Genomic DNA, 20,641 nt, shown 5'->3' with positions numbered 1-20,641 from the left:
ATATTAAAATATAAAACATTGAAAATCTACAATTATAAGGATTTATCTAAATCAAAAATTGAAGGACTTTGTTCCAGACAGATTGAAGACGATAAACTGGTTGAAAACCGTGTTACCGACATCATAAAATCGGTAAAAGAGGATGGAGACAAAGCCCTTTTTAATTTTGCAAAAACCTTTGATAAGGTTGAACTGGAAAAGCTTTTTCTGGATGCCGCAGAATTAAAAACCATCGCAGCTGGCATCCCGGCCGAAGCAAAAAAAGCTATCGACGTGGCCTACCAGAACATCAAAAACTTTCACCTTTCGCAATTAAAAACAGAGGAGAAAGTAGAGACTATGCCTGGTGTAGTTTGCTGGCGCGAAGCAAGGGCAATTGAAAAGGTTGGACTTTATATTCCGGGTGGGACCGCAGTTTTACCGAGCACCTTTTTAATGCTGGCTACACCAGCACTTCTTGCGGGCTGTAAAGAAATAATTGTATGCTCGCCACCACAGCAGGATGGCAAAACAAATTGCTACCTGGCTTATTGCGCTGTGCTGCTTGGTATCGAAAAAATATTCATGATTGGTGGTGCACAAGCCGTAGCTGCAATGGCTTTCGGAACCGAAACAGTGCCACAGGTATATAAGATATTTGGCCCCGGCAACCGCTATGTAACCACTGCGAAAACCATGGTACAAAACAAAGTGGCTATCGACATGCCCGCTGGCCCATCGGAAGTACTGGTAGTAGCCGATGAGACTGCCATTCCGTCATTTGTTGCTGCAGATCTGCTTGCGCAAGCCGAACATGGAACTGATAGTCAGGCCATACTGGTTTCTACTTCAAATCAAATCATAGCCAAAACGCTTAAAGAAGTTGAAAAACAGCTTGCTATTCTACCCAGAAAGGAAATAGCTACCAAAGCAATTGATAATTCTTACGCTGTTTTAACTGATAATATTGAACTTGCCATACAGTTTTCAAACGAATATGCGCCCGAACACCTGATATTGGCAACTGAGCAGTACCAAAAGCTTATTCCGTTGATTACCAATGCAGGATCGGTATTTTTAGGTAACCTAACACCCGAAAGTGCAGGCGATTATGCCTCTGGCACGAACCATACTTTACCTACCAGCGGCTTCGCAAAAGCATATTCGGGCGTTTCTGTCGATGCTTTTATTAAGAAAATTACTTTTCAGCACCTGTCAACCGAAGGTTTAAACAACATTGGTACAACTGTTGAAACACTTGCTGCTGCAGAAGGATTGGAGGCACATAAGAATGCAGTGAGTATCAGATTGGGTTTTGAGTCGGGAACCTGAAGTCCGGAGTCAGAAAATATTAAGTAAAAAACAAAACTATCGGTGTAATCAAGCAATCTGTGTAATCAAACCGAAGGAAAATAAACCACCAAAATGGACATCAACGATTTAGTAAGAGAAAATATAAAAAACCTTCGCCCCTACTCTACTGCAAGGGACGAATTTAAAGGCCAGGCATCGATTTTTTTAGATGCCAACGAGAACAGTTATGGCTCGCCTTTACCCGCCAATTACAACCGTTATCCGGATCCGTTACAACTGGATCTGAAAGATGCAATAAGCAAAATAAAAGGCGTTCCCATAGAGAATACTTTTTTAGGAAACGGCAGCGACGAAGCCATCGATTTATTGTTTCGTGCTTTCTGTAATCCGGGCAAAGACAACGTAATTATTTTGCCGCCAACTTACGGCATGTACGAAGTTTCGGCGAATATAAATGATGTAGAAATCCGCAAAGTTAGTCTGCTTCCGAACTTCCAGTTAGACATGGAAAAGATTGCAGAAACAATTGATAAAAACACGAAATTAATTTTCATTTGTTCGCCAAATAATCCTACCGGAAATTCGATAAACCGTGAAGATATTGAAACCATTTTAGCCAACTTTAATGGCATCGTAGTGGTAGATGAAGCTTACATCAATTACGCCCGCCAAAAAACATTTATACAAGAGTTAACTGAATATGGTAACCTGGTAATTTTGCAAACTTTTTCGAAAGCCTGGGACTTGCCGCTTTACGTTTAGGCATGGCCTTTTCATCAACAAAAGTGATCGATGTTTTAAACAAAATTAAGCCACCTTATAACATCAATCAGGCCACTCAGGATTTAGCTTTTGAGGCGCTAAAAAACATTGCTCAAGTTAACGAATGGATTAAAGAATCTGTTGCCGAAAGACAGCGTTTATCTATCGCTTTAAATGAGCTCAAAATCGTAACCAAAGTTTATCCATCTGATGCGAATTTTGTGCTGGCAGAAGTAACCGATGCAGTTAAAATTTATGATGATCTGGTAGAAGAAGGAATCATTGTGCGCGACCGTTCAAAAGTGACACTTTGCGAAGGTTGTTTACGCATAACCGTAGGCACAAAAGAGGAGAATGATAAACTCTTAACCGTATTAAAAAACCTATAACTGAAAAAACAGATTATACAAATGAAAAAAGTATTATTTATCGATCGCGATGGTACGTTAAACATCGAACCAGATGACGAACAGGTAGACAGTTTTGCCAAACTAAAGTTTTATCCACGCTCGTTATATTACCTATCGAAAATTGCCAGCGAAATGGATTACGAACTGGTAATGGTAACCAATCAGGATGGACTGGGAACTCCCTCAAACCCGGAAGAAAATTTCTGGCCGATCCACAATTTCATGTTAGATACTTTCGCTGGAGAAGGTGTTAATTTCAGCGAAATTGTAATCGATCGCACTTTTGCAAAAGACAATGCCCCTACCCGTAAACCTGGCACTGCCTTGCTTACTAAATATTTAAACGGCGATTACGATTTAAAAAACTCATACGTAATTGGCGACCGCTTAAATGACGTGGTTTTGGCGAAAAATTTAGGTGCCAAAGCAATTTTCCTCCATCAGAATGATGCACTTGGTTCTACCGAAGCATTGGATAAACACGAAACTTTGGTGGATGTGATTATTCTGGAAACCAAGAAATGGGAAGATATCTATAACCTTTTGAAAGCAGGAAGCCGAAAAATTAGCCAGATCCGCAAAACCAACGAAACCGACATCACCATTAACCTGGATTTAGACGGTACCGGAAAAGCAAAAATTGAAACAGGACTGAACTTTTTCGACCACATGCTTGATCAGATTGCCAGGCACGGAAGCGTAGATTTGGAGGTAATTACCAAAGGCGATTTGCATATTGACGAGCACCACACCATCGAGGACACCGGAATTGCACTGGGCGAGGCTTTTGCTAAAGGTTTAGGCAATAAATTAGGAATTGAACGTTATGGTTTTTGCTTACCAATGGATGATTGCCTGGCACAGGTTGCTATCGATTTTGGTGGAAGAAACTGGATTGTTTGGGATGCAGAGTTTAAGCGCGAAAAAGTGGGCGATATGCCAACTGAAATGTTTTATCATTTCTTTAAGTCGTTTAGCGATGCCGCAAAATGTAACCTGAACATTAAAGCCGAAGGTGATAATGAACACCACAAGATTGAGGCGATTTTTAAAGCATTTGCCAAAGCCATTAAAATGGCGGTAAAGCGCGATGCCGAAAAAATGGTGTTACCAAGCACAAAGGGCCTTTTATAGGTAAAAACTGAAGGTCGGAAGCTCGAAGGTGGAGGGCTTTGACACACTGACTTTGTTAAATAAACCCGATAGAGCGGAATAGCGCATAGCGCAGCGAGGACTATAAGCGATAGCGGGACTTACAGCATCCTTGAAAAACTGGCTTTCATTTTCAAATTTTATAAAGATTAAAGATATAAAAGGCAATTTAACAGTTCAGATTTGATAGACATTTTGTCTTGATACCTGACACCAAACATTTGACACTAAACACTTGATACTAAACATGATCGGAATAGTAAATTACGGGGCTGGTAATATTTTCTCGCTAACTGCAGCTTTAGATCGCTTAAACCTGCAATATGGCATGGTTGATACAGAAGCTGACCTGGAAAAATATAGCCACATCATCATCCCGGGTGTAGGCCATGCAGGTGCTGCCATGGAAAAACTAAAAGGCACTGGGCTGGTTGAAGCGATTAAAAAGCTTAGCAAACCGGTGTTGGGCATTTGTGTGGGCATGCAGCTGATTACCGAACATTCGGAAGAAGGCGATGCAGCACTCTTAGATATTGTACCGGTAAAGACCAAAAAATTTGATAAAGCGCTGAATATCAAAATCCCACATATGGGATGGAATGCGGTGAGCCCTAAAAACAATTCGCTATTTGAAGGTGTTGAAGATAATACACAATTTTACTTTGTGCATTCGTACTTTATTGAATATAACCCTACTTTTGACATTGCATCTGCTGATTATGGTTTAAAGTTTTCGGCAGCAGTACAAAAAGATAATTTTTACGGCGTTCAGTTCCACCCGGAGAAATCGGGAAAAGCCGGTGAATTAATATTAAAGAATTTTTCAAACTTAAGCTTATAAAATGTATATAATACCTGCTATTGATATTTTGGACGGAAAGGTTGTTCGTTTGCGTGAAGGTGATTACAACCAAAAAACGGAATATGATGTTTCCATTGCCGAGATGATTGAAAAATACCGTTCGAACGGTACAGATTTCATTCATATCATCGACTTGAATGGTGCAAAAGGTGATTTCAGCAACCAGAAGTCACTTTTCGAGATCATTAAGAAAACAGAAATGAGGGTGCAGTATGGCGGCGGAATCCGTACCATTGAGCAGGTTACCAATTTGCTTGATGCAGGTATTCACCGGGTAATTGTGGGTACTCAGGCCATTACCAATCCTGATTTCCTTCCTTCATTAAGCGAAGCTTTCGCCAAAAAAGATGATTACGCAAACCGTATTGTTATTGCAATCGATGTGCTTGACGAAGTGATCAAATACTCGGGCTGGATGGAAAGCTCGCCTATTAAACTAATGGATTATGTAGATAAATGCCTATCGCTGGGCTTCTTCCGTTTCCTGTGTACCGATATCAGCAAAGATGGAAAATTAGGTGGTGCAGCTATCGATTTATATGAAAAACTACTGGAACACTCGCCAATGATTAAATTAATTGCTTCTGGTGGTGTAAGTTCAATGGATGATATTTACGAATTGGCTAAATACCCAATCAGGAGTGTCGTGGTTGGAAAAGCGATTTACGAAAACCGCATCACCATCGAAGAGATTAAAGAATGGAATTTGAAGGCGTTGAGTTCAATCTAAGCGGGCAATGAAATCAAAAAACATGCTAATTGCTAGTTTATTATTACTATTAGCCAGTTTTTGCATGTTTATTTGGGGAATACATATGTTTACTTACAAAGGTGACTATACAAAATTCATGAGCATAACTGGATTTTATAGTTTTATCTTATGCATTCCAACCTTCATTTTAGCTATAATATTAATAGTCATTGCAGATCGCAAAGTAGATAAAACTTAATTCTTTATCTATAACATGTACAATGACGAAACCAAACAAACACATGCTTTCAAAAAGAATAATCCCTTGTTTAGACGTTAAAGATGGCCGCACGGTAAAGGGTGTAAACTTTGTTGATTTACGCGATGCAGGCGACCCTGTGGAGCTGGCGGCGCAATATGCACAACAAGGTGCCGACGAACTGGTTTTCCTGGATATTACCGCTACACACGAGCGTCGCAAAACGATGATCGAAATGGTTAAATCGGTTGCCAGGCAATTAAACATCCCTTTTACCATTGGTGGTGGAATAACCGAAATTGCCGACGCAGAAGCTCTTTTAAACGCCGGTGCCGATAAAATCAGTATCAATTCGGCTGCTGTTCGCAACCCTAAACTGATTAAAGAACTGGCCAAAGCATTTGGCGTTCAATTTGTAGTTTTAGCCGTTGACACCAAACATGTAGATGGGAAGAACATGGTGCACCTGAATGGTGGAAGGCTAATTACTGAACTGGAAACCGAAAACTGGATTAAACAAGCCGAAGATTTAGGTGCAGGAGAAATCCTGTTAACCTCTATGGATCATGATGGTACTAAGGCAGGTTTTGATTGCGGATTGCTGAGTAAGGTAAACCAAATGATTAATATTCCGATTATCGCCTCGGGCGGTGCTGGTAACATGGATCATTTTACCGAAGTTTTCCAAAAAGCAAACGTAGATGCTGCTTTGGCCGCCTCGGTATTTCACTACGGCGAAATTTTGATACCCGATTTAAAACACGAGTTAAGCAGAAACCAGATTCCGGTAAGAATATAAATTAGTCCGGAGTTAGCAGTCCATAGTCATGAGTCTGTTTTTCCGAAATAAAGAAATAAAATGAACATCGATACATCATCTCTTGATTGGGATAAAACTGCAGGTTTATTGCCTGTAATCATTCAGGATTATAAAACCTTAGAGGTTTTAATGCTGGGCTACATGAACGCTGAGGCCTTGGAAAAAACCCAGGCCGAAGGCAAAGTAACCTTCTTTTCACGCTCAAAAAACCGCCTCTGGACGAAAGGAGAAACCAGCAATAACTTTTTGTATGTAAAGGAGCTTTTTGTTGATTGCGACAATGATACCATTCTGATTAAAGCTGATGCCGTTGGCCCTACCTGCCATACTGGTAGCCGCAGCTGCTTTAAAACAGATTTCAATCAGAATTTCATTTTTGAATTGGAAAATATCATCAACGACAGATATGAAAATCCTGTAGAAGGTTCGTACATCAACAAAATGCGCAGTAAAGGTTTGAACAAAATTGCGCAGAAAGTTGGCGAAGAAGGCGTTGAAACCGTAATTGCTGCACTTGCCGAAAGTGAAGAAGAATTTATTGGCGAAGCATCAGACCTGCTTTTCCACCTGATGTTCTTGCTAAAAGAAAAAGGCTTATCAATTCAGGATATTGCTAAGAATTTAGAGAAAAGACATAAATAAGGTAGAAGGTAGGGAGCTTGAAGGTAACTATCCCTCAAGCTTCCCGCCCTCTAGCCTTCCAGCCAAATCCGCATGCTCAAACACATACAAACCCTTCCAGGCCACCAAAACCCGGTATATGCACTCGCACATTCCGATCAGGATGATATATTTTTTAGTGCCGGTAACGATAAAGGCATTGTAGAATGGTCTTTAGCTCAGCTGGCTTTTGTTAGGGTTAAAATGCCTGTGCAAAGCTCTGTTTATTACCTGCACTATTACAACAACCAGTTATTTGTTGGCGAAAGAAGTGGTGCTTTTAGTATTTACGATTTAACCAAACAGGAAGTTGTTGTGCGTGTGAATGCACATCTGAAACCGATTTTCAACATTAAAACTGTTCAATCCAAAAATGAACTCATTACCACAGGCGAAGATGGAACAGTTGCGGTTTGGTCCTTAACCGATTTTAAAGAGATTTACCGCTTCCAGGCGGCTTATGATACCGTAAGAACCATTGCACTCTCTCCGGATGAAACGGAGATTGCCTTTGGCTGTAAAGACCATCTGATTAAAATCTATAACCTGAGCGATTACAGCCTGAAACAAAACCTCGAAGGACATAAACTTCCGGTAACAGCTTTGGCTTATCATCCCGAAAACAGGTATCTAATTTCGGGAAGCCGCGATGCACAGCTTAAAATATGGAGTTTGCCCAATTACGAATTGCTGCAAACCATCCCGGCGCACATGTTCACGGTTTACGATATTGCCTTTCACCCTACACTGCCTTATTTTGCAACTAGCAGCCAGGATAAGAGTATTAAACTATGGGATGCCGAAAATTTCAAATTGTATAAAATTTTAAGTCTCGAAAAAGCAGGAATTGGCCATACCCACTCCATCAATAAAATTGTTTGGAGCAATGATGGCAAATACCTCATCTCAACCGGTGATGATAAACAGGTGATGATTTGGGAGATGGAATAATTTACATTTATTCAGAGTCCTTGTCACCCTGAATTCATTTCAGGGCCTCTGATTAGAGATGCTGAAACAAATTCAGCATGACGATTTTTCAGCGCGATTAAGGCAAAAAATGATCTTTTCTATAAGATACATTTCATGCCACTATTCCACAAACCGTTTAATAATTCTGAGTTTATGTGAATATTTGCCTAGCTCTTTATTAAAAATCCCTTGGTCATCAATCGGATCTATTTTGACTTTCGCCGAGGCATGGATAATTTCGTTCGGGCTTAACATAATCCCCACGTGCGTAATTTTGCCTTCATCGTTATCAAAAAAAGCAACATCGCCTGGTTTACATTCGGCCAAAAATCCCACCAGTTCACCCTGTTCGGCCTGTTGCGAAGCATCGCGGTTTAATTTGATGCCCAGCAGTTTAAACACCAATTGCGTAAAACCCGAACAGTCTAAACCAAATAAATTTCGTCCACCCCACAGATACGGGATATTCTGGAAAAATTTGGCTGTAGCTGTAACATCAGCCTTAAAATCTGTTTTATGATTATCGTGCACATCAAAGCCGATTTTATATCGCTCAGAGCCAACGTAGCAAAATTCGTTCTTTAAAAACGGAAGGTTACTACCCGGGCACAAGTGGTATAAACTACCATCCTCGGCGGTAAGGGTATTGTTAAAGCTTAAAGGCGCCAGCAAATGGCAATCGTGCATTTCTGCAAATTCGTTCTGGCTAACGGGTGCTAGTTGCCTGAAATCCATCCAACCTTCATAACCATCGTATCCATTTTGAACCAGCCACCAACGTTCTTCCTTTTGAAGAATTTCGACGTGGTCGCCAAATAAAAGTTGTGATACAATTTCCGATCGATCTGATGCATCTGCCCGCAAAGGTGCTACTGCAACCCTGCAAATACCGTATTGGTTTTCCATTTAATGTACCTGTAAATTAGTAGAGTAAAACTAATAAAATACATCCATTGCCTAACATTTTGCCTGCAAATTTGTTATTTTTATGATGATAACCTTTTAAATACACACGCTATGAATTTTAAAAAAATATTAATTGCCGTTGATAATAGCACCTGCTCAGAAAAAGCGGCAAAAGCCGGTTACGACATGGCAGAAAAATTTGGAGCAGAAGTAGCATTGGTTAATATTATCGAACCTATCCCAGCCAACGTAAATCCTGATTTAACATTGGCACCTGTGTTTTTAGAAACCTACGACAATAGCGAAGAGAACAGTCATGTTTTGCTCAAGGAAATGGAAGCAAAATATAGCAAGGAAATTAAAACAACTTATTTAAGCATTGTAGATACCGCAGCACACGGCATTATCCAGCAGTCAGACGAGTGGGGGTCTGACCTGATTGTAATTGGAACCTATGGCCGAACCGGATTGTACCATTTTTTGATGGGCAGTGTAGCCGAACACGTGGCCAGGAAATCAGCTTGTCCGGTTTTGATTATCCCTAATAAATGTGAGGTGGATTAAATAACCAATATTCAAATCACAATAATCAAACACTATGCTCGTCTAAACCTGGTGTTTTATACAGTTTGAAAATTGATTTATTGGTAATTGGTTATTTTAAGAACCGGCACAAAAAAAGTCTCGATTAATAACCGAGACTTTTTAAATTAATATCTTTTAATTATTAACCTTCCTGGTGTAACCAGGCTTTCTTAGCCAATAATTCTTCTTCTGTTTCGCGGATATCTTCGTCGTCTACGCAACAATCAACCGGACATACTGCCGCACATTGAGGCTCATCATGAAAACCTTTACATTCAGTACATTTATCAGATACGATATAATATACTTCGTCTGAAACTGCTTCTTGAGTTGCATCAGCTTCGATTTGTTGATTACCAAAATCAATGATACCGTTTAAATTGGTACCATCAGAAAAACGCCATGCAGTTCCGGCATCGTAAATTGCGTTATTTGGACATTCTGGTTCACATGCCCCACAATTTATACACTCATCTGTTATTTTAATTGCCATGTTTTCGTCTAATTCTTTTGCTTAGTTTACCTTTGCGCTGCAAAAGTAGTTATAATAAAGCATAAATAAAAGCTGGTAAAAAAGTAATCAAAATAAACTTTACTAATTTTTTTAGCATTCATAATTTACCTAATTTTACCATTGTTTACCTATTACTACTTACACCATGCTTACACCAAAAATCATTCTTTACGTTCACAAAACTTACGCGGATAATACTCATCCGATAATGTTACAATATGTTAAGAACGGTAAACCTATAAGAAAGGTTTTAGGCCGTTGCAAAAAGCAAGATTGGCTTAAATCCACAAATAGAGTTTCTTCAAAAAATATTGAAGCTCCGAGAATAAACAATGATATCGAATATGCTCTAAAGAACTTCGGTATAACTAAGGTACTAAATTTTAAAGCCTATTTTGAAAATATAATAGAAAATTATCGGCTAAAAGAACAAGTTTCTAGGCACGATGTAAATAAAGTTGTACTTGCTCAGCTGCTTGAGTTTGATAAAGATGTCGATTTCGAGGACATTACGGAGTCATTTATCTATAAATTCGCGGCATTTTTAAGAGACGTAAAAAAAAACAATCCTAACTCAATAAAGGAAAAAATGCACGTTCTCGGCAAAGTTCTATCTGGAGCTAAAAAAGCCAAAATGATTAAAGAGAATGCTCTGGACGATATAACTTTTAATAAACAGAGATCCACTAAGACTAAGCTAAATGTTAGTGAAATACAACAGATAATGAGTTTGGAACTATCTGGTAAAATGGCTGAGTCAAGAGATATTTTCATTGCCAGCATATTCTTACGAGGTATTAGAATCGGAGATTTAATCACACTTAAGGCATCAAACATTATTGATAATCGCCTGGTTTATGAAGAGCGGAAAACCGGCAAAATTCATAACATAGGAATTGTTGAGGCTCTGAAAAATATTATTGATAGGTGGATGGTCGGCAATGAGTTTGACTATATCTTTTCCTTTATGGACACAGACGCGAACGTTGATAAGTTTATATACAAAAAAGCGGTAAAAAATGCCATTTCGAAGCTGAGCAGATACTTAAAGATTATCGGAGAGAAAATAAAAATTACAAAAAACATCTCTCCACATGCGGCTCGTCACTTTTTTTCGAAAATTGCCAATTCAACGATAAAAGATACCAGCATCACAAAGGATCTTATTGGACACTCATCGTTAGCTATTCATGAGGGCTATATCTCGGAAATATCCGACGATCTTGTTATGGATGAGTATGCTGAGAAAGTTTTAGAAAACTTAAAGGCCTCCCAATAAAGAGAGGCCTTTGATTAAGCTATTTTGCTTCTAATCCACTTTAAAATACTTTTCCTTTTAAATATGATAATCAGCAATGGTATGACTAAAAACACGCACCACCAGCCCAAAAATACTGACTTTACTTCTTTGTTAACCTGTAAGTCAACCTCTTTTTTGTATGTTGAGCTTTTAGATTTATCAACACTATCAATCGTGGATCGTTTAACATCAATATCTTTCTTCGAAGTATCAACAACATCGCTGTTAGTCGTTGTGGTTCGCTTTATCTGGATCTCACTTGCTTTAAGTTCTTTTATCCCATTTTCTGTTTTAACCTTTGCCATCAACTCATTAGTGCGCTTGTTCTGATATACAGTTACACTAACATTGTCATTTTTAACATCAACCAGCTTAAAAGCCGTATCGCCCTTTAAATCGATAACAGGGTCTACTCTAAAATTAGCAGTGATCTCCAAATCCTTTTTGTCGGTATTAGGAAACTTGTAATTGATTTCTTCAGAAATTACCTGAGAACTCCGGTTGTAAATATAGTTCTTAAAAGCAACCAGACTATCAATAGTTTGCTTACTAACATTTACATTATTCATTACATCTGTTTTTGCAAGTGATGTATGCTTATCTTTTTCTCTCAAGATCCGACAGCCATTACTAGGGACTATTAAAACAATCGCTAGTACTAAAAGTATTAACTTTTTCATATTACTTGTTGGTTTTAATGATTATAGTGCTTTTACGATTACTATCGATAGCCAGCATTCTTTTCCATTCCTCAAAAGAGTTATCTGCTCGCTTCAACATTAATCCCTGCACACTATCTAAAGCCCTATCCTTTTGCTCCAGCTTCTCATCCATTATAGACAGCTGCTTTTGATAATACAAAACATTAGCAGCATTTTTAGCCTCCGAATCATTCCACATCTGACGATTATAAGCAGCAAAAAATGTTGCTATACTCGTCAGCGCTCCTAAAGCCCAGGTTAAAGTATTTGTATTTTTAGTCGTTCTTTTGATTTGTGTGCTTTCAGCCATTTTATGTTACTTGTATTTTAAATAAGCTTTTTCCATACTGATATTATATGGCTCTCTGTTATACTTCTCGGCAAGTTCTTTATAACCACCTCCGTTATAATAGACTGCCACTAAATGCCAATTCTTAACCATTAAAGCGTTGAGCAATCGCGAATCAGTGGCAATAAATTTTGCCATTTGCTCCAGCTGAGCTAACTCACCCGTGCGCGCGTGTTCCCACATAGCCCCTACAGTCTTGTACCCTAACCTTTTAAAATGAAAGCCCATAATTTGGCCTATACCAATCGAAGTGCTTTCCATTGCTGCATCTGCATTCTTATAATAAGCATCATTAAAGGCTAACCACTCTTTAGATTGTTTTTCAACTTTGTTAACCGACCATAACCCAGACGGGGCATAAGGCGCTTTTTTCTTGAACCAAGCTGGCTCAAACTGAATAATTATTTTGCCTGTAGCAGTATCGAACCCGATACCGCCAGACTCAACCGACATAAATGCCATCAAGGAAGCATAATCTACACCTATCCCTGCCGCTACATCACTGATTTGCTTCTTTGTTAAATTCATCTTATTGATTTGCTGTATAACCTGCTAATATTTCACTTATCTCCGTCTCAACACTTGAGATCACCGCTACATCTGTAGAGCCACCGTTAAAGTTAAAAGAGGTGTTCGCTCCAGTTTTCGTAATGAATACGCTACCTGCATCCTTTGATCCAGTTACTCGGATCTCAACCGGAGCTGCACCGTTTTCGCTTTCATACTCATAACTTAATTTCCATCCATTAACCGTGTCAGTGTCGTAATTTTTTGTTACTGTTTTTGCGTTCTTTCTCATTTTTAATTGATTTTTGTTTATTTACTTTCTGTTAATTTTAATATTTTTTCACAGGTATTAAGGAGATCCATTGTGATCAGTTTTTGCTCATCTAAAGCATAAACTGCCAGCTGAAGCAGATCGATTTGCTCCGCAGAAAGCTCCAATACCTTATCACACTCTGGCGAGTCATTCCATGTGATTTCACCGTTATTAAGATCTCTAAAGTTGAACTTCTTAACCTCTTCGATACTTATTTGCGCTTGTTCTTTAATGTTTGAGATATGAATCATCTCTATAAAACTCCCTTTTGCTGGCATCAAAGGAATCAAAACCCCTTGAATAATAAGCCTGTCTTTTATCGTTACTTTCATCTTATGCTCTATATAATCTCCCTGCGTTAACACCTGCTGTCACAACCCTAACCCCTCCAGAGTTTGCATTATTTATTATCCCCATATCATTCGCATTTGGCAAATTGCCCATAACTATAAATCCTGTATTGAAATACGCATTACCGCTGATAACGATGGAAGCGTTAAAAGAAGCATCTCGATTTACATACATAGATCCGTCACAATAGAAAGCAAGCCTATCATTTGGCGCTCCAGCATACAAAGCCGCACTATTGGCAACTGAACCACTCTTTAGCTTAAAAGCCCCCACAGCATAAGTGTAGCCGTAAGATGATGGCAATGAGTTTCCAGAGCTCATCACATACAAGCCCTTTGTGTTTAAACTGCTATACTCTCCACTGACTTGATCAGAATTTTTCATGTATAACTCAGGCGAACTACCAGAAATCAACGCGATATAGTTCGAGCTTTCAGATCCGGAAAACAACCTATCTAATCCCAAATTCCAACCGCCAATAGATCCGGTAGTCGCTTGGATATTTGTCGCGACAACATTTAACGATTGTACATAAGACGCGTTAATGACATTAGCCCTGATATAATCGGCATCCAATAATGTGGTTTTGACTTTACCGCCCTCAATAACAGTACTTCCTAGTTTAGCAAGCTCTACTACATCTTGATAGGCTAAGCTTTTAAGGCTTGCCGTTAAACTGGCGTAACTTGCGTTTGCCGCATTAGCTAGAGCATTTGCGGTATCAATTGCGTTTTGTACATCTTCGGGGGCTGGTGTCCAATCTGTAGCCTTGTTACCCTTTTCCAACTTAACCCAAAATGCCTTAGCAGTTTGGTAGTTGCCCAATGGAGAGGTGTACAGCCCAATTTCATTATACTTTGCAGCCCCGTTAGGCATAACAAATGTCTTTCTAAAAATCCCATCTGCATCGGGGTAAATAAGCTCAGCTATAGAAGGATAATTGACATAATCAATTACATTTAAATAAAGCCCTACCTGTCCCACACTTAAATTTACTTTGGCTGAAAAGGTGTACGTTTCGCCAGCTACGCCACTTATCGCAAGACTGTACACATTCAAGGTGTAGTTATTATTTTCTACTGGCGTATTACTGTTTAAAACAAGGTTTCTACCACCAACCTTAATGCCATCTACAAGCTGTTGGCTCAACAGGTTTGCCGCTGCCTGTGCCGCATTCGCCTTGTTCTGTGCATCTGTGCTGGCTTGGCTTATTGCATTTGACTGCGCAATATTGGCTTTGTTCTGCGCTGAATTATCGGCGTAGGTCTGTGCCGCAACTAATGTTTGTTGGGTCTTAGTGTCGGTATATCCATTTGCAGAGGCGTATGCCGCATTAACTTTATTTGTTGCATCATCTTTAGCCACTTGAAGATTTGTGGCAGCTTGCGCGATGCGTGCCGCCTCTTCAGCTGTTATCTTTCCGTCAGCGTATGATTTGGCTACTTCACGCTCGTAAGCTGCCTGAGCATAAGCAAGGTTTGTAGCCGCAATTTGTGCTGCATCTGCTTTTGCCTGCGCATCCTTTAGATAATTTACTTCGCTATCCGTAACATCAAAAACAGTTGCGTAGGCTAAATGCCATTCCATGCCGTAATTATTGCCATCTAATGCAAAAAAGTTGGTACTTGAAAATGTACCTGAGCTACCACACTGCAAAACGTAAATATATTCCTGCCATGTTCCTGTACCTACAACTGGCGTAGCCCAATACCCGTAACCACCATCACCTGTAGAATTTGAATGAAAATGAATTGTATAGCCAACTGGTATGTTTGCAATTAGTCTAGTAACGAATTTTGCGTTAGCCCTTGTTTGAGTGCCAAAATAAAATCCACCTAGCCCAGGCGATGCGCTTCCGATATTTTTTATCCTTACGCCACAAGACGAAGTTGTGGGCAATGCATTTTGCGCATCACCCCAATACGAACGATCTAAGCGATCAACAATTACGTTTCCATTTCCCAAATTGTTATAGACAGCCATGCCGCTAATGCCATCCCTAAAATCCGCATCACGGTTTAGCATTTTACCCGACATGAAAGATTTGGCTTCCGCATATCGCTTTGCCTCTTCTGCCTTATAGGTGGCATCATTTGATGCTGCTACTATAGCGTTATTTGCCTTTTGTGTCGCATCGGTAGCAGCGGTTTGTATTGCTATAACCTGTGCTTGGCTCGCTTTAACTGTAGCGTCGGCTGCACTTTGTGTCGTGGCCGTGGTAATAGCTTCTAATTTGGCATTGTCAGCGTAGGTTTTAACGGCGTTATCTTTTGCGGTAGCATCGGCTTTTGCTTCATTTAGCTTTGCTATTGCATCATTAATAGCCCTTTGCTCTTCAGCACTTACCTTACCATCGGCATAAGCGTTGGCCTCTATTTTTTTAAGATTGTCCTGTGCATCTGCGTAGGCTTTTGCTGCGTTTTCAGCATCCTGTTTGGCTTGATTTAATTGAACCGTAGTTGCACCGCCACCATTTGAAATAATTTGGCTTGCGTTAATCCTTGCGCTGTCAATCGTTCCCGATTTTATTGCGGTTGCATCTAATTCCAACGTATTGATATAACCAGCATTAATGACATTAGCCCTGATATAATCTGCATCCAATAACGTGGTTTTGATTTTACCGCCATCAATAATGGTAGTGCCAAGCTTCGCCAACTCTACTACATCAGCATAAGCCAAAGATTTTAGGTTTGCGGTTAAACTTGCATAAGAGGCGTTTGCAGCATTAGCCAAAGCATTTGCGGTATCAATTGCGTTTTGTACATCTTCGGGTGCTGGTGTCCAGTCCGTAGCCTTATTGCCTTTTTCCAACTTAACCCAAAATACCTTAGCGGTTTGGTAGTTTCCCAATGGTGTGGTATAAAGCCCGATGTAGTTATAGCTTGTAGCACCGTTAGGCATAACAAACGTCTTTCTGAAAATCCCGTCTGCATCGGGGTAAACAAGTTCGGCTATAGAAGGATAATTGACATAATCAATTACATTTAAATAAATACCTGTTTGACCAGCACTTAAATTTACTTTAGCTGAAAAGGTATACGTTTCGCCAACTACAGCACTCATGGCAAGACTATACACATTCAAGCTATAAGCATTGTTTTCTACTGGCGTATTACTGTTTAAAATAAGATTTCTACTGCCAACCTTAATGCCGTCTACAAGCTGTTGGCTTAACAATGCCGCGTTTGCCTGTGCCGCATTCGCTTTATTCTGCGCATCTGTGCTGGCTTGGCTTATCGCATTTGCTTGTGCTGCATTCGCTTTACTTGTGGCCGAATTATCGGCGTAAGTTTGAGCTGCCGAAATAGTGGCTAATGCTTTGCTATCAGTATAACCAGCCGCCGCCGTTTGCGCTGCATTTGCTTTATTTTGTGCGTCAGATGATGCAACGGAAATAGCATTGTTTTGGGCATTGTTTGCCTTTACGCTTGCATCGCCCGAAGCGGTATTAATTGCGTTCGCCTGTGCTGTATTTGCTTTTGCTTGCGAGCCTGTAACCGTTTCAGCATTACCGCCCGTAACAACTATTTTGCCTTTGATAAATGCACGTTCGGCATAAATACCGTAACCATCCAATTGCCCTAAATCAACATCGTTAATGCCATTAAGCCGACCTAAACGAACCTTTGTTTTACCCGCCAAATTATCGGATGTTATGCCATCCAAAACATCCAAATACGGTGCGCCTGTATCGCTATTAGTCAAGTAAATCAAACCCTGACGGTCGGCATTGGTGGCATTACCAAACTGGAAAACAGTATCGCCCGGTGCAGGCCTGCCACCACCTACAAAGGAAGCTTTATCTAAATCGAATATGCCAGCGCTTACCGCACGTACCCGTGCCGAATAATATTTAAGCTTTTTACCATCCCATACCTGACAGCGCACAATATCATCTATCCGTAACTGAACCGTAATTGTGCCGTCATCAGTATTTATATTACACTGATAATAATCATCCCATTCAACAACATCTTTGATTTTGGCAACATTGGTAATTGCTACACTGCCACCGCTACCTGTGATTTCACGGACGTTAAGCACGTTAATATTTAATTCCTTACGAACCGTAAGACTATCAAATTCGGCTGATCCATCAGGATTAATACGATAACCTGAACCTGTAAAACCGCTAACATAAACGGTGCTGTTGACCGTATCGGCCACAACAGAAGCAAATTTGACGGCATCAGTTTTACGCAAAGGCTGATCTAAATAGTCATCGAATTGCTTATTATCCCATTTATCAGAATCTTTTGCATAATCTGCTAACGAGGCATGACCAGCTTCAATGGCATAGTCTGCATTATTAGCATGAATGGCGTTTGTTGCAAGATCAGCCAAAACTGCCCGATCGGAATTGACGGCATGCCCTGCGTTGGTTGCATAATCAGAAAAATTTGCGTGGCCAGAATCTGTTGAATAGTCAGCTGTGCCAGCTTTTACCTTGCTTCCATCTAAATATAGATATTCATCTCGCTCACTTAACCTGTTGATAAATGCAGCGTTTTGCTGCTGATTTGGAGTCGATGGCAGAGTTACACCACTTGCGCTACCTACAGCTTTTCCGTCTGAAGTCTTATATTCACCGAAATCCTCATAAATATCCTCATTAACATACTTACGATCCAATGGAGTAGTAAACACCTCTGCTAAGGTCAATTTAGCCTCAGAGCTCTTAACATAGAACGTTCCAGCCAGCATAAAAAACTTACTGTCTGTAAGATCAATGTTTAATGTGTTAACTGCATCTATTTTACCCTTAAAAGTACCCTCAAACATTGAGGATGTTTTTTGATACTGATTTAATAGCTTTCTGGTCGCTATCTGCTGAATGGTTAGGCCTTCCCCCACAAAGTGGTTGGATCTCCTATGGAATTTCTCAGCCAACTTGTCCTCTGCTGATTGCCACCGTCATCCCCAAAAAGTAATACTACTGCCTCCTTAGTTTGCGAGTAGTTATAAACTTGTGTGTTTGTTACTACGTTGCCAATAGATGACTTTTGGACAGCGTTTTCTTGCAGATTAACCTTTACGTTATCTAAAAACATCCCTGCTCTAATTCTGGCGCTTCCACTCTTGCCGTCTACAGTTCCGGAGTTACCTCCATAAACATAAATCGTTAATTGACAATCATAACCTACCTCTGGTAAAGTCAGGGACAATGTTTTGATAGTCTTATTAGCCGTGCCTCCTGCATATAAATAGCAAATCTCGTTGCCATTGTTATTCCATTTTGTAGAACCGTTATCAATGTTAATAGACTTGTCTGATTTGCCAATAGCTGATACTTTTATCTTAAAAAAGAAAGTTAAACCGTCATAGGGCTCTGGCTGACTTTGCGCCTCACCTACATCCAAACTTATCCCTATCTTTTGAGTACCTAATACTGTAATAGGATCTGAATAAATTCCTTTATTAAAATCAGGCTCATGAGTACTAGTGTAATTCATTAAGACAGCATACAGATCTCCGTTTGGAACGTCAGTGCCAGCCACATTTTTAGAGGTTTTCTCTCCCAATCCAATAGGCAGATTACCCAGGCTATTCCAGCCTACAAAAGGACACAGTTCAACATTATTTGTTTTTTTAATATTGAAATCTCCGTTATACAGCTCACTGCTTAAATATCCATATTGATAGTAGGTTGTAACCGCCTTATAAGCTGCAATATTTGAGTCATAGTGGTCTCCATTAACGAGCTGAATCTCTTTTTTATAACCTGCGTTCAGAGCTTTAGAGATCAATTGATTGCCTAGTTTTTCACCTGATTTATTAAACTTTCTTACTCTAAAGCTATCCTTTGCATACTCTTCTACATCAACAATCCACCACACACCGCCAGCTTGCCTATAATTAAGGCCGAACTGGTTACTGAAGTACATTAGCACATCAAAGCACGAAAATGGCTTATTATTGGTATCTATAAACCTGTTTGTATCAACAAAGGTCTGCTCTAATGGACAATCGTTTGAGCCTTTTAAAAAGTTCGCCTCATACACATTCAATCCAATGAAAAAATCCAGATCCAATCCCGTTCTCGACAAACAATCAGCTATGATGTTTTTTATCGAATCGACTTTTTTAATTAATTGTCCCCCATTGCTATAAGGAACGGTTTTAAGGCTACCGATGACATCAGTAGCTTTTAATTGAGCCAGATAAGGTGGCGTTCTAAATGGCTCACTAGAACTATCAGGCATAACAAAGCCTGACCATTTTAACTCCCCAGAAATGTAAAGTTTTGTTTGCCATTCTCTTTCATCACCAGTATAAAACTCTTTCAATGAAAGCTCATCCGAAGTCACTAAAGCAATAGTTGCCTCGCTACCAGTTATTTGATCAAACTTACTTTCTTCGACATTTTTATAGGTGATAGAAATTGGCTCACCCCCTCCTACAAATGACTTTACAGAGCCATAGTAATCCTTTTTTAGGATCTCAATAATACAAGGATCATTTTCCTTGTTACAAAAGCTTAATCTAAAATTTACCCCGTACGCCATTACATCTCTCTCTCGGATGTAAAATTAGTAATTTTATGTAAATTATCCTTATATGAATATTTTTATTTTATTTTTTCTTACTTATGGTTTGTTTAAAATTGTAAAATGAGAGCGATAACCTTAATACTACTGCTAATGCCTATCTTATCCTATTCCCAGGTTGGGAATAAGAAAGATATTTTAGGTGCTGGAGTACAAGACAGTGTGTTGGGCACATCAATAGTTTTAAAAGACAATTCACTGATTTATCAAAAAGTATTTTCCTCTGATAAATCAAGGCCTGATCTATTAATGGAGTTAAAAAATTTTCTTACTACCACCAAAGGATTTAAATTGGAAAATGAGACAGACAAACAGATTAGTGGTCAATTAATTGATTATGTGGTTAACTATAAGATGTTTGGTGGATCATCTTTAGGCTCTGGAGCTCTACTGAAGTACCCAATAGCAGCAAAGGTTATTATTCAAGTGAAAGATAGCGCCTACCGAATCAGTATTTTTGATATGGCGTTTAAGGGATTAGTGAACCCGATTACATTTGCAAAATCTGATCTTGAACTCTCAGAAGCTGTAACGACAAATAAAAGATCCAAGATAAGCAATAAAGAATTAGCTATCAATACCTTAACAATTTTAGATAAGGATTTAACCAGCTCCTTTGATCTAAACATCAAACGTATATCAGAGTTTTAAAGGGAGCGCCAAACGTTAATATTTGGCGCTCT

The 20,641-nt window shown here is 39.4% G+C and carries 19 protein-coding genes and 1 pseudogene; 11 read left to right on the top strand and 9 right to left on the bottom strand.

Annotation, left to right across the window (positions count from 1 at the left end):
* The first annotated feature begins 18 nt into the window (after positions 1-18).
* From hisD to G7074_RS18265, 8 genes and pseudogenes are all read left to right on the top strand, one after another.
* Positions 19-1,311 carry a histidinol dehydrogenase gene (hisD, locus tag G7074_RS18300; RefSeq protein ID WP_124562292.1) on the top strand — a complete coding sequence of 431 codons (1,293 nt, stop codon included), beginning with the start codon at positions 19-21 and terminating at the stop codon, positions 1,309-1,311.
* Between the two features lie 93 nt (positions 1,312-1,404).
* Positions 1,405-2,444, top strand: a pseudogene (gene hisC / locus G7074_RS18295) (histidinol-phosphate transaminase).
* A 21-nt stretch (positions 2,445-2,465) separates the two neighbouring features.
* A complete protein-coding gene (gene hisB, locus G7074_RS18290; protein ID WP_166210425.1) occupies positions 2,466-3,599 on the top strand; it encodes a bifunctional histidinol-phosphatase/imidazoleglycerol-phosphate dehydratase HisB in 1,134 nt (377 codons plus the stop codon).
* A 265-nt stretch (positions 3,600-3,864) separates the two neighbouring features.
* Complete coding sequence (gene hisH, locus G7074_RS18285) at positions 3,865-4,458, top strand: imidazole glycerol phosphate synthase subunit HisH (protein WP_124562289.1); 594 nt, start codon at positions 3,865-3,867, stop codon at positions 4,456-4,458.
* 1 nt (position 4,459) lies between these two features.
* A complete protein-coding gene (gene hisA, locus G7074_RS18280) occupies positions 4,460-5,209 on the top strand; it encodes a 1-(5-phosphoribosyl)-5-[(5-phosphoribosylamino)methylideneamino]imidazole-4-carboxamide isomerase (protein WP_124562288.1) in 750 nt (249 codons plus the stop codon).
* Between the two features lie 263 nt (positions 5,210-5,472).
* Complete coding sequence (gene hisF, locus G7074_RS18275) at positions 5,473-6,228, top strand: imidazole glycerol phosphate synthase subunit HisF (protein ID WP_124562357.1); 756 nt, start codon at positions 5,473-5,475, stop codon at positions 6,226-6,228.
* A 60-nt stretch (positions 6,229-6,288) separates the two neighbouring features.
* Positions 6,289-6,891, top strand: a complete 603-nt coding sequence (gene hisIE / locus G7074_RS18270) for a bifunctional phosphoribosyl-AMP cyclohydrolase/phosphoribosyl-ATP diphosphatase HisIE (RefSeq protein WP_124562287.1) — start codon at positions 6,289-6,291, stop codon at positions 6,889-6,891.
* 72 nt (positions 6,892-6,963) lie between these two features.
* The gene (locus G7074_RS18265; protein WP_124562286.1) at positions 6,964-7,860 is read left to right on the top strand and encodes a WD40 repeat domain-containing protein; all 897 of its coding nucleotides are present in this window, start codon (positions 6,964-6,966) and stop codon (positions 7,858-7,860) included.
* Between the two features lie 141 nt (positions 7,861-8,001).
* On the opposite strand, the gene G7074_RS18260 is transcribed toward G7074_RS18265, so the two are convergent.
* On the bottom strand, positions 8,002-8,787 hold the full coding sequence (locus G7074_RS18260; RefSeq protein WP_124562285.1) for a C40 family peptidase: 786 nt from the start codon (positions 8,785-8,787) through the stop codon (positions 8,002-8,004).
* A 111-nt stretch (positions 8,788-8,898) separates the two neighbouring features.
* Here G7074_RS18260 and G7074_RS18255 point away from each other — a divergent pair, with 111 nt between their 5' ends.
* Positions 8,899-9,351, top strand: coding sequence for a universal stress protein (locus tag G7074_RS18255; RefSeq protein WP_124562284.1), 453 nt, complete (start codon positions 8,899-8,901; stop codon positions 9,349-9,351).
* Positions 9,352-9,514: 163 nt separating this feature from the next.
* On the opposite strand, the gene G7074_RS18250 is transcribed toward G7074_RS18255, so the two are convergent.
* The gene (locus G7074_RS18250) at positions 9,515-9,865 is read right to left on the bottom strand and encodes a 4Fe-4S dicluster domain-containing protein (RefSeq protein WP_090770007.1); all 351 of its coding nucleotides are present in this window, start codon (positions 9,863-9,865) and stop codon (positions 9,515-9,517) included.
* A gap of 166 nt (positions 9,866-10,031) precedes the next feature.
* Here G7074_RS18250 and G7074_RS18245 point away from each other — a divergent pair, with 166 nt between their 5' ends.
* Positions 10,032-11,165, top strand: a complete 1,134-nt coding sequence (locus tag G7074_RS18245) for a site-specific integrase (RefSeq protein ID WP_166210422.1) — start codon at positions 10,032-10,034, stop codon at positions 11,163-11,165.
* Positions 11,166-11,179: 14 nt separating this feature from the next.
* On the opposite strand, the gene G7074_RS18240 is transcribed toward G7074_RS18245, so the two are convergent.
* Genes G7074_RS18240 through G7074_RS18210 form a run of 7 tightly spaced genes read right to left on the bottom strand, consistent with a single transcriptional unit; the run spans position 11,180 to position 19,916 of the window.
* Positions 11,180-11,866, bottom strand: a complete 687-nt coding sequence (locus G7074_RS18240) for a hypothetical protein (RefSeq protein ID WP_166210419.1) — start codon at positions 11,864-11,866, stop codon at positions 11,180-11,182.
* A 1-nt stretch (position 11,867) separates the two neighbouring features.
* Complete coding sequence (locus tag G7074_RS18235) at positions 11,868-12,197, bottom strand: hypothetical protein (protein ID WP_166210416.1); 330 nt, start codon at positions 12,195-12,197, stop codon at positions 11,868-11,870.
* 6 nt (positions 12,198-12,203) lie between these two features.
* Positions 12,204-12,764, bottom strand: coding sequence for an N-acetylmuramidase domain-containing protein (locus G7074_RS18230; RefSeq protein ID WP_166210413.1), 561 nt, complete (start codon positions 12,762-12,764; stop codon positions 12,204-12,206).
* Position 12,765: 1 nt separating this feature from the next.
* Positions 12,766-13,035: a hypothetical protein gene (locus G7074_RS18225; protein WP_166210410.1), complete on the bottom strand. Its 270-nt coding sequence runs from the start codon at positions 13,033-13,035 to the stop codon at positions 12,766-12,768.
* 17 nt (positions 13,036-13,052) lie between these two features.
* Positions 13,053-13,388: a hypothetical protein gene (locus tag G7074_RS18220; RefSeq protein WP_166210407.1), complete on the bottom strand. Its 336-nt coding sequence runs from the start codon at positions 13,386-13,388 to the stop codon at positions 13,053-13,055.
* A gap of 1 nt (position 13,389) precedes the next feature.
* The gene (locus G7074_RS18215) at positions 13,390-18,192 is read right to left on the bottom strand and encodes a hypothetical protein (RefSeq protein ID WP_166210404.1); all 4,803 of its coding nucleotides are present in this window, start codon (positions 18,190-18,192) and stop codon (positions 13,390-13,392) included.
* 56 nt (positions 18,193-18,248) lie between these two features.
* Positions 18,249-19,916, bottom strand: coding sequence for a hypothetical protein (locus G7074_RS18210; protein WP_166210401.1), 1,668 nt, complete (start codon positions 19,914-19,916; stop codon positions 18,249-18,251).
* A 105-nt stretch (positions 19,917-20,021) separates the two neighbouring features.
* Between G7074_RS18210 and G7074_RS18205 the strand changes: the two genes are divergently transcribed.
* The gene (locus G7074_RS18205) at positions 20,022-20,609 is read left to right on the top strand and encodes a hypothetical protein (protein ID WP_166210398.1); all 588 of its coding nucleotides are present in this window, start codon (positions 20,022-20,024) and stop codon (positions 20,607-20,609) included.
* Positions 20,610-20,641 lie beyond the last annotated feature (32 nt).

It is taken from the genome of Pedobacter sp. HDW13 (assembly GCF_011303555.1).
In the GTDB taxonomy this organism is placed as follows: domain Bacteria; phylum Bacteroidota; class Bacteroidia; order Sphingobacteriales; family Sphingobacteriaceae; genus Pedobacter.
This window is presented reverse-complemented; position numbering and strand designations above follow the sequence as displayed.

What these genes read in the sequence shown, in the direction of transcription:
- hisB (WP_166210425.1), top strand. Translation starts at nt 2,466, where the DNA reads ATGAAAAAAGTATTATTTATCGATCGCGATGGTACGTTAAACATCGAA.
- hisH (WP_124562289.1), top strand. Translation starts at nt 3,865, where the DNA reads ATGATCGGAATAGTAAATTACGGGGCTGGTAATATTTTCTCGCTAACT.
- hisA (WP_124562288.1), top strand. Translation starts at nt 4,460, where the DNA reads ATGTATATAATACCTGCTATTGATATTTTGGACGGAAAGGTTGTTCGT.
- hisF (WP_124562357.1), top strand. Translation starts at nt 5,473, where the DNA reads ATGCTTTCAAAAAGAATAATCCCTTGTTTAGACGTTAAAGATGGCCGC.
- hisIE (WP_124562287.1), top strand. Translation starts at nt 6,289, where the DNA reads ATGAACATCGATACATCATCTCTTGATTGGGATAAAACTGCAGGTTTA.
- G7074_RS18265 (WP_124562286.1), top strand. Translation starts at nt 6,964, where the DNA reads ATGCTCAAACACATACAAACCCTTCCAGGCCACCAAAACCCGGTATAT.
- G7074_RS18260 (WP_124562285.1), bottom strand. Translation starts at nt 8,787, where the DNA reads ATGGAAAACCAATACGGTATTTGCAGGGTTGCAGTAGCACCTTTGCGG.
- G7074_RS18255 (WP_124562284.1), top strand. Translation starts at nt 8,899, where the DNA reads ATGAATTTTAAAAAAATATTAATTGCCGTTGATAATAGCACCTGCTCA.
- G7074_RS18250 (WP_090770007.1), bottom strand. Translation starts at nt 9,865, where the DNA reads ATGGCAATTAAAATAACAGATGAGTGTATAAATTGTGGGGCATGTGAA.
- G7074_RS18245 (WP_166210422.1), top strand. Translation starts at nt 10,032, where the DNA reads ATGCTTACACCAAAAATCATTCTTTACGTTCACAAAACTTACGCGGAT.
- G7074_RS18240 (WP_166210419.1), bottom strand. Translation starts at nt 11,866, where the DNA reads ATGAAAAAGTTAATACTTTTAGTACTAGCGATTGTTTTAATAGTCCCT.
- G7074_RS18235 (WP_166210416.1), bottom strand. Translation starts at nt 12,197, where the DNA reads ATGGCTGAAAGCACACAAATCAAAAGAACGACTAAAAATACAAATACT.
- G7074_RS18230 (WP_166210413.1), bottom strand. Translation starts at nt 12,764, where the DNA reads ATGAATTTAACAAAGAAGCAAATCAGTGATGTAGCGGCAGGGATAGGT.
- G7074_RS18225 (WP_166210410.1), bottom strand. Translation starts at nt 13,035, where the DNA reads ATGAGAAAGAACGCAAAAACAGTAACAAAAAATTACGACACTGACACG.
- G7074_RS18220 (WP_166210407.1), bottom strand. Translation starts at nt 13,388, where the DNA reads ATGAAAGTAACGATAAAAGACAGGCTTATTATTCAAGGGGTTTTGATT.
- G7074_RS18215 (WP_166210404.1), bottom strand. Translation starts at nt 18,192, where the DNA reads ATGTTTGAGGGTACTTTTAAGGGTAAAATAGATGCAGTTAACACATTA.
- G7074_RS18210 (WP_166210401.1), bottom strand. Translation starts at nt 19,916, where the DNA reads ATGGCGTACGGGGTAAATTTTAGATTAAGCTTTTGTAACAAGGAAAAT.
- G7074_RS18205 (WP_166210398.1), top strand. Translation starts at nt 20,022, where the DNA reads ATGAGAGCGATAACCTTAATACTACTGCTAATGCCTATCTTATCCTAT.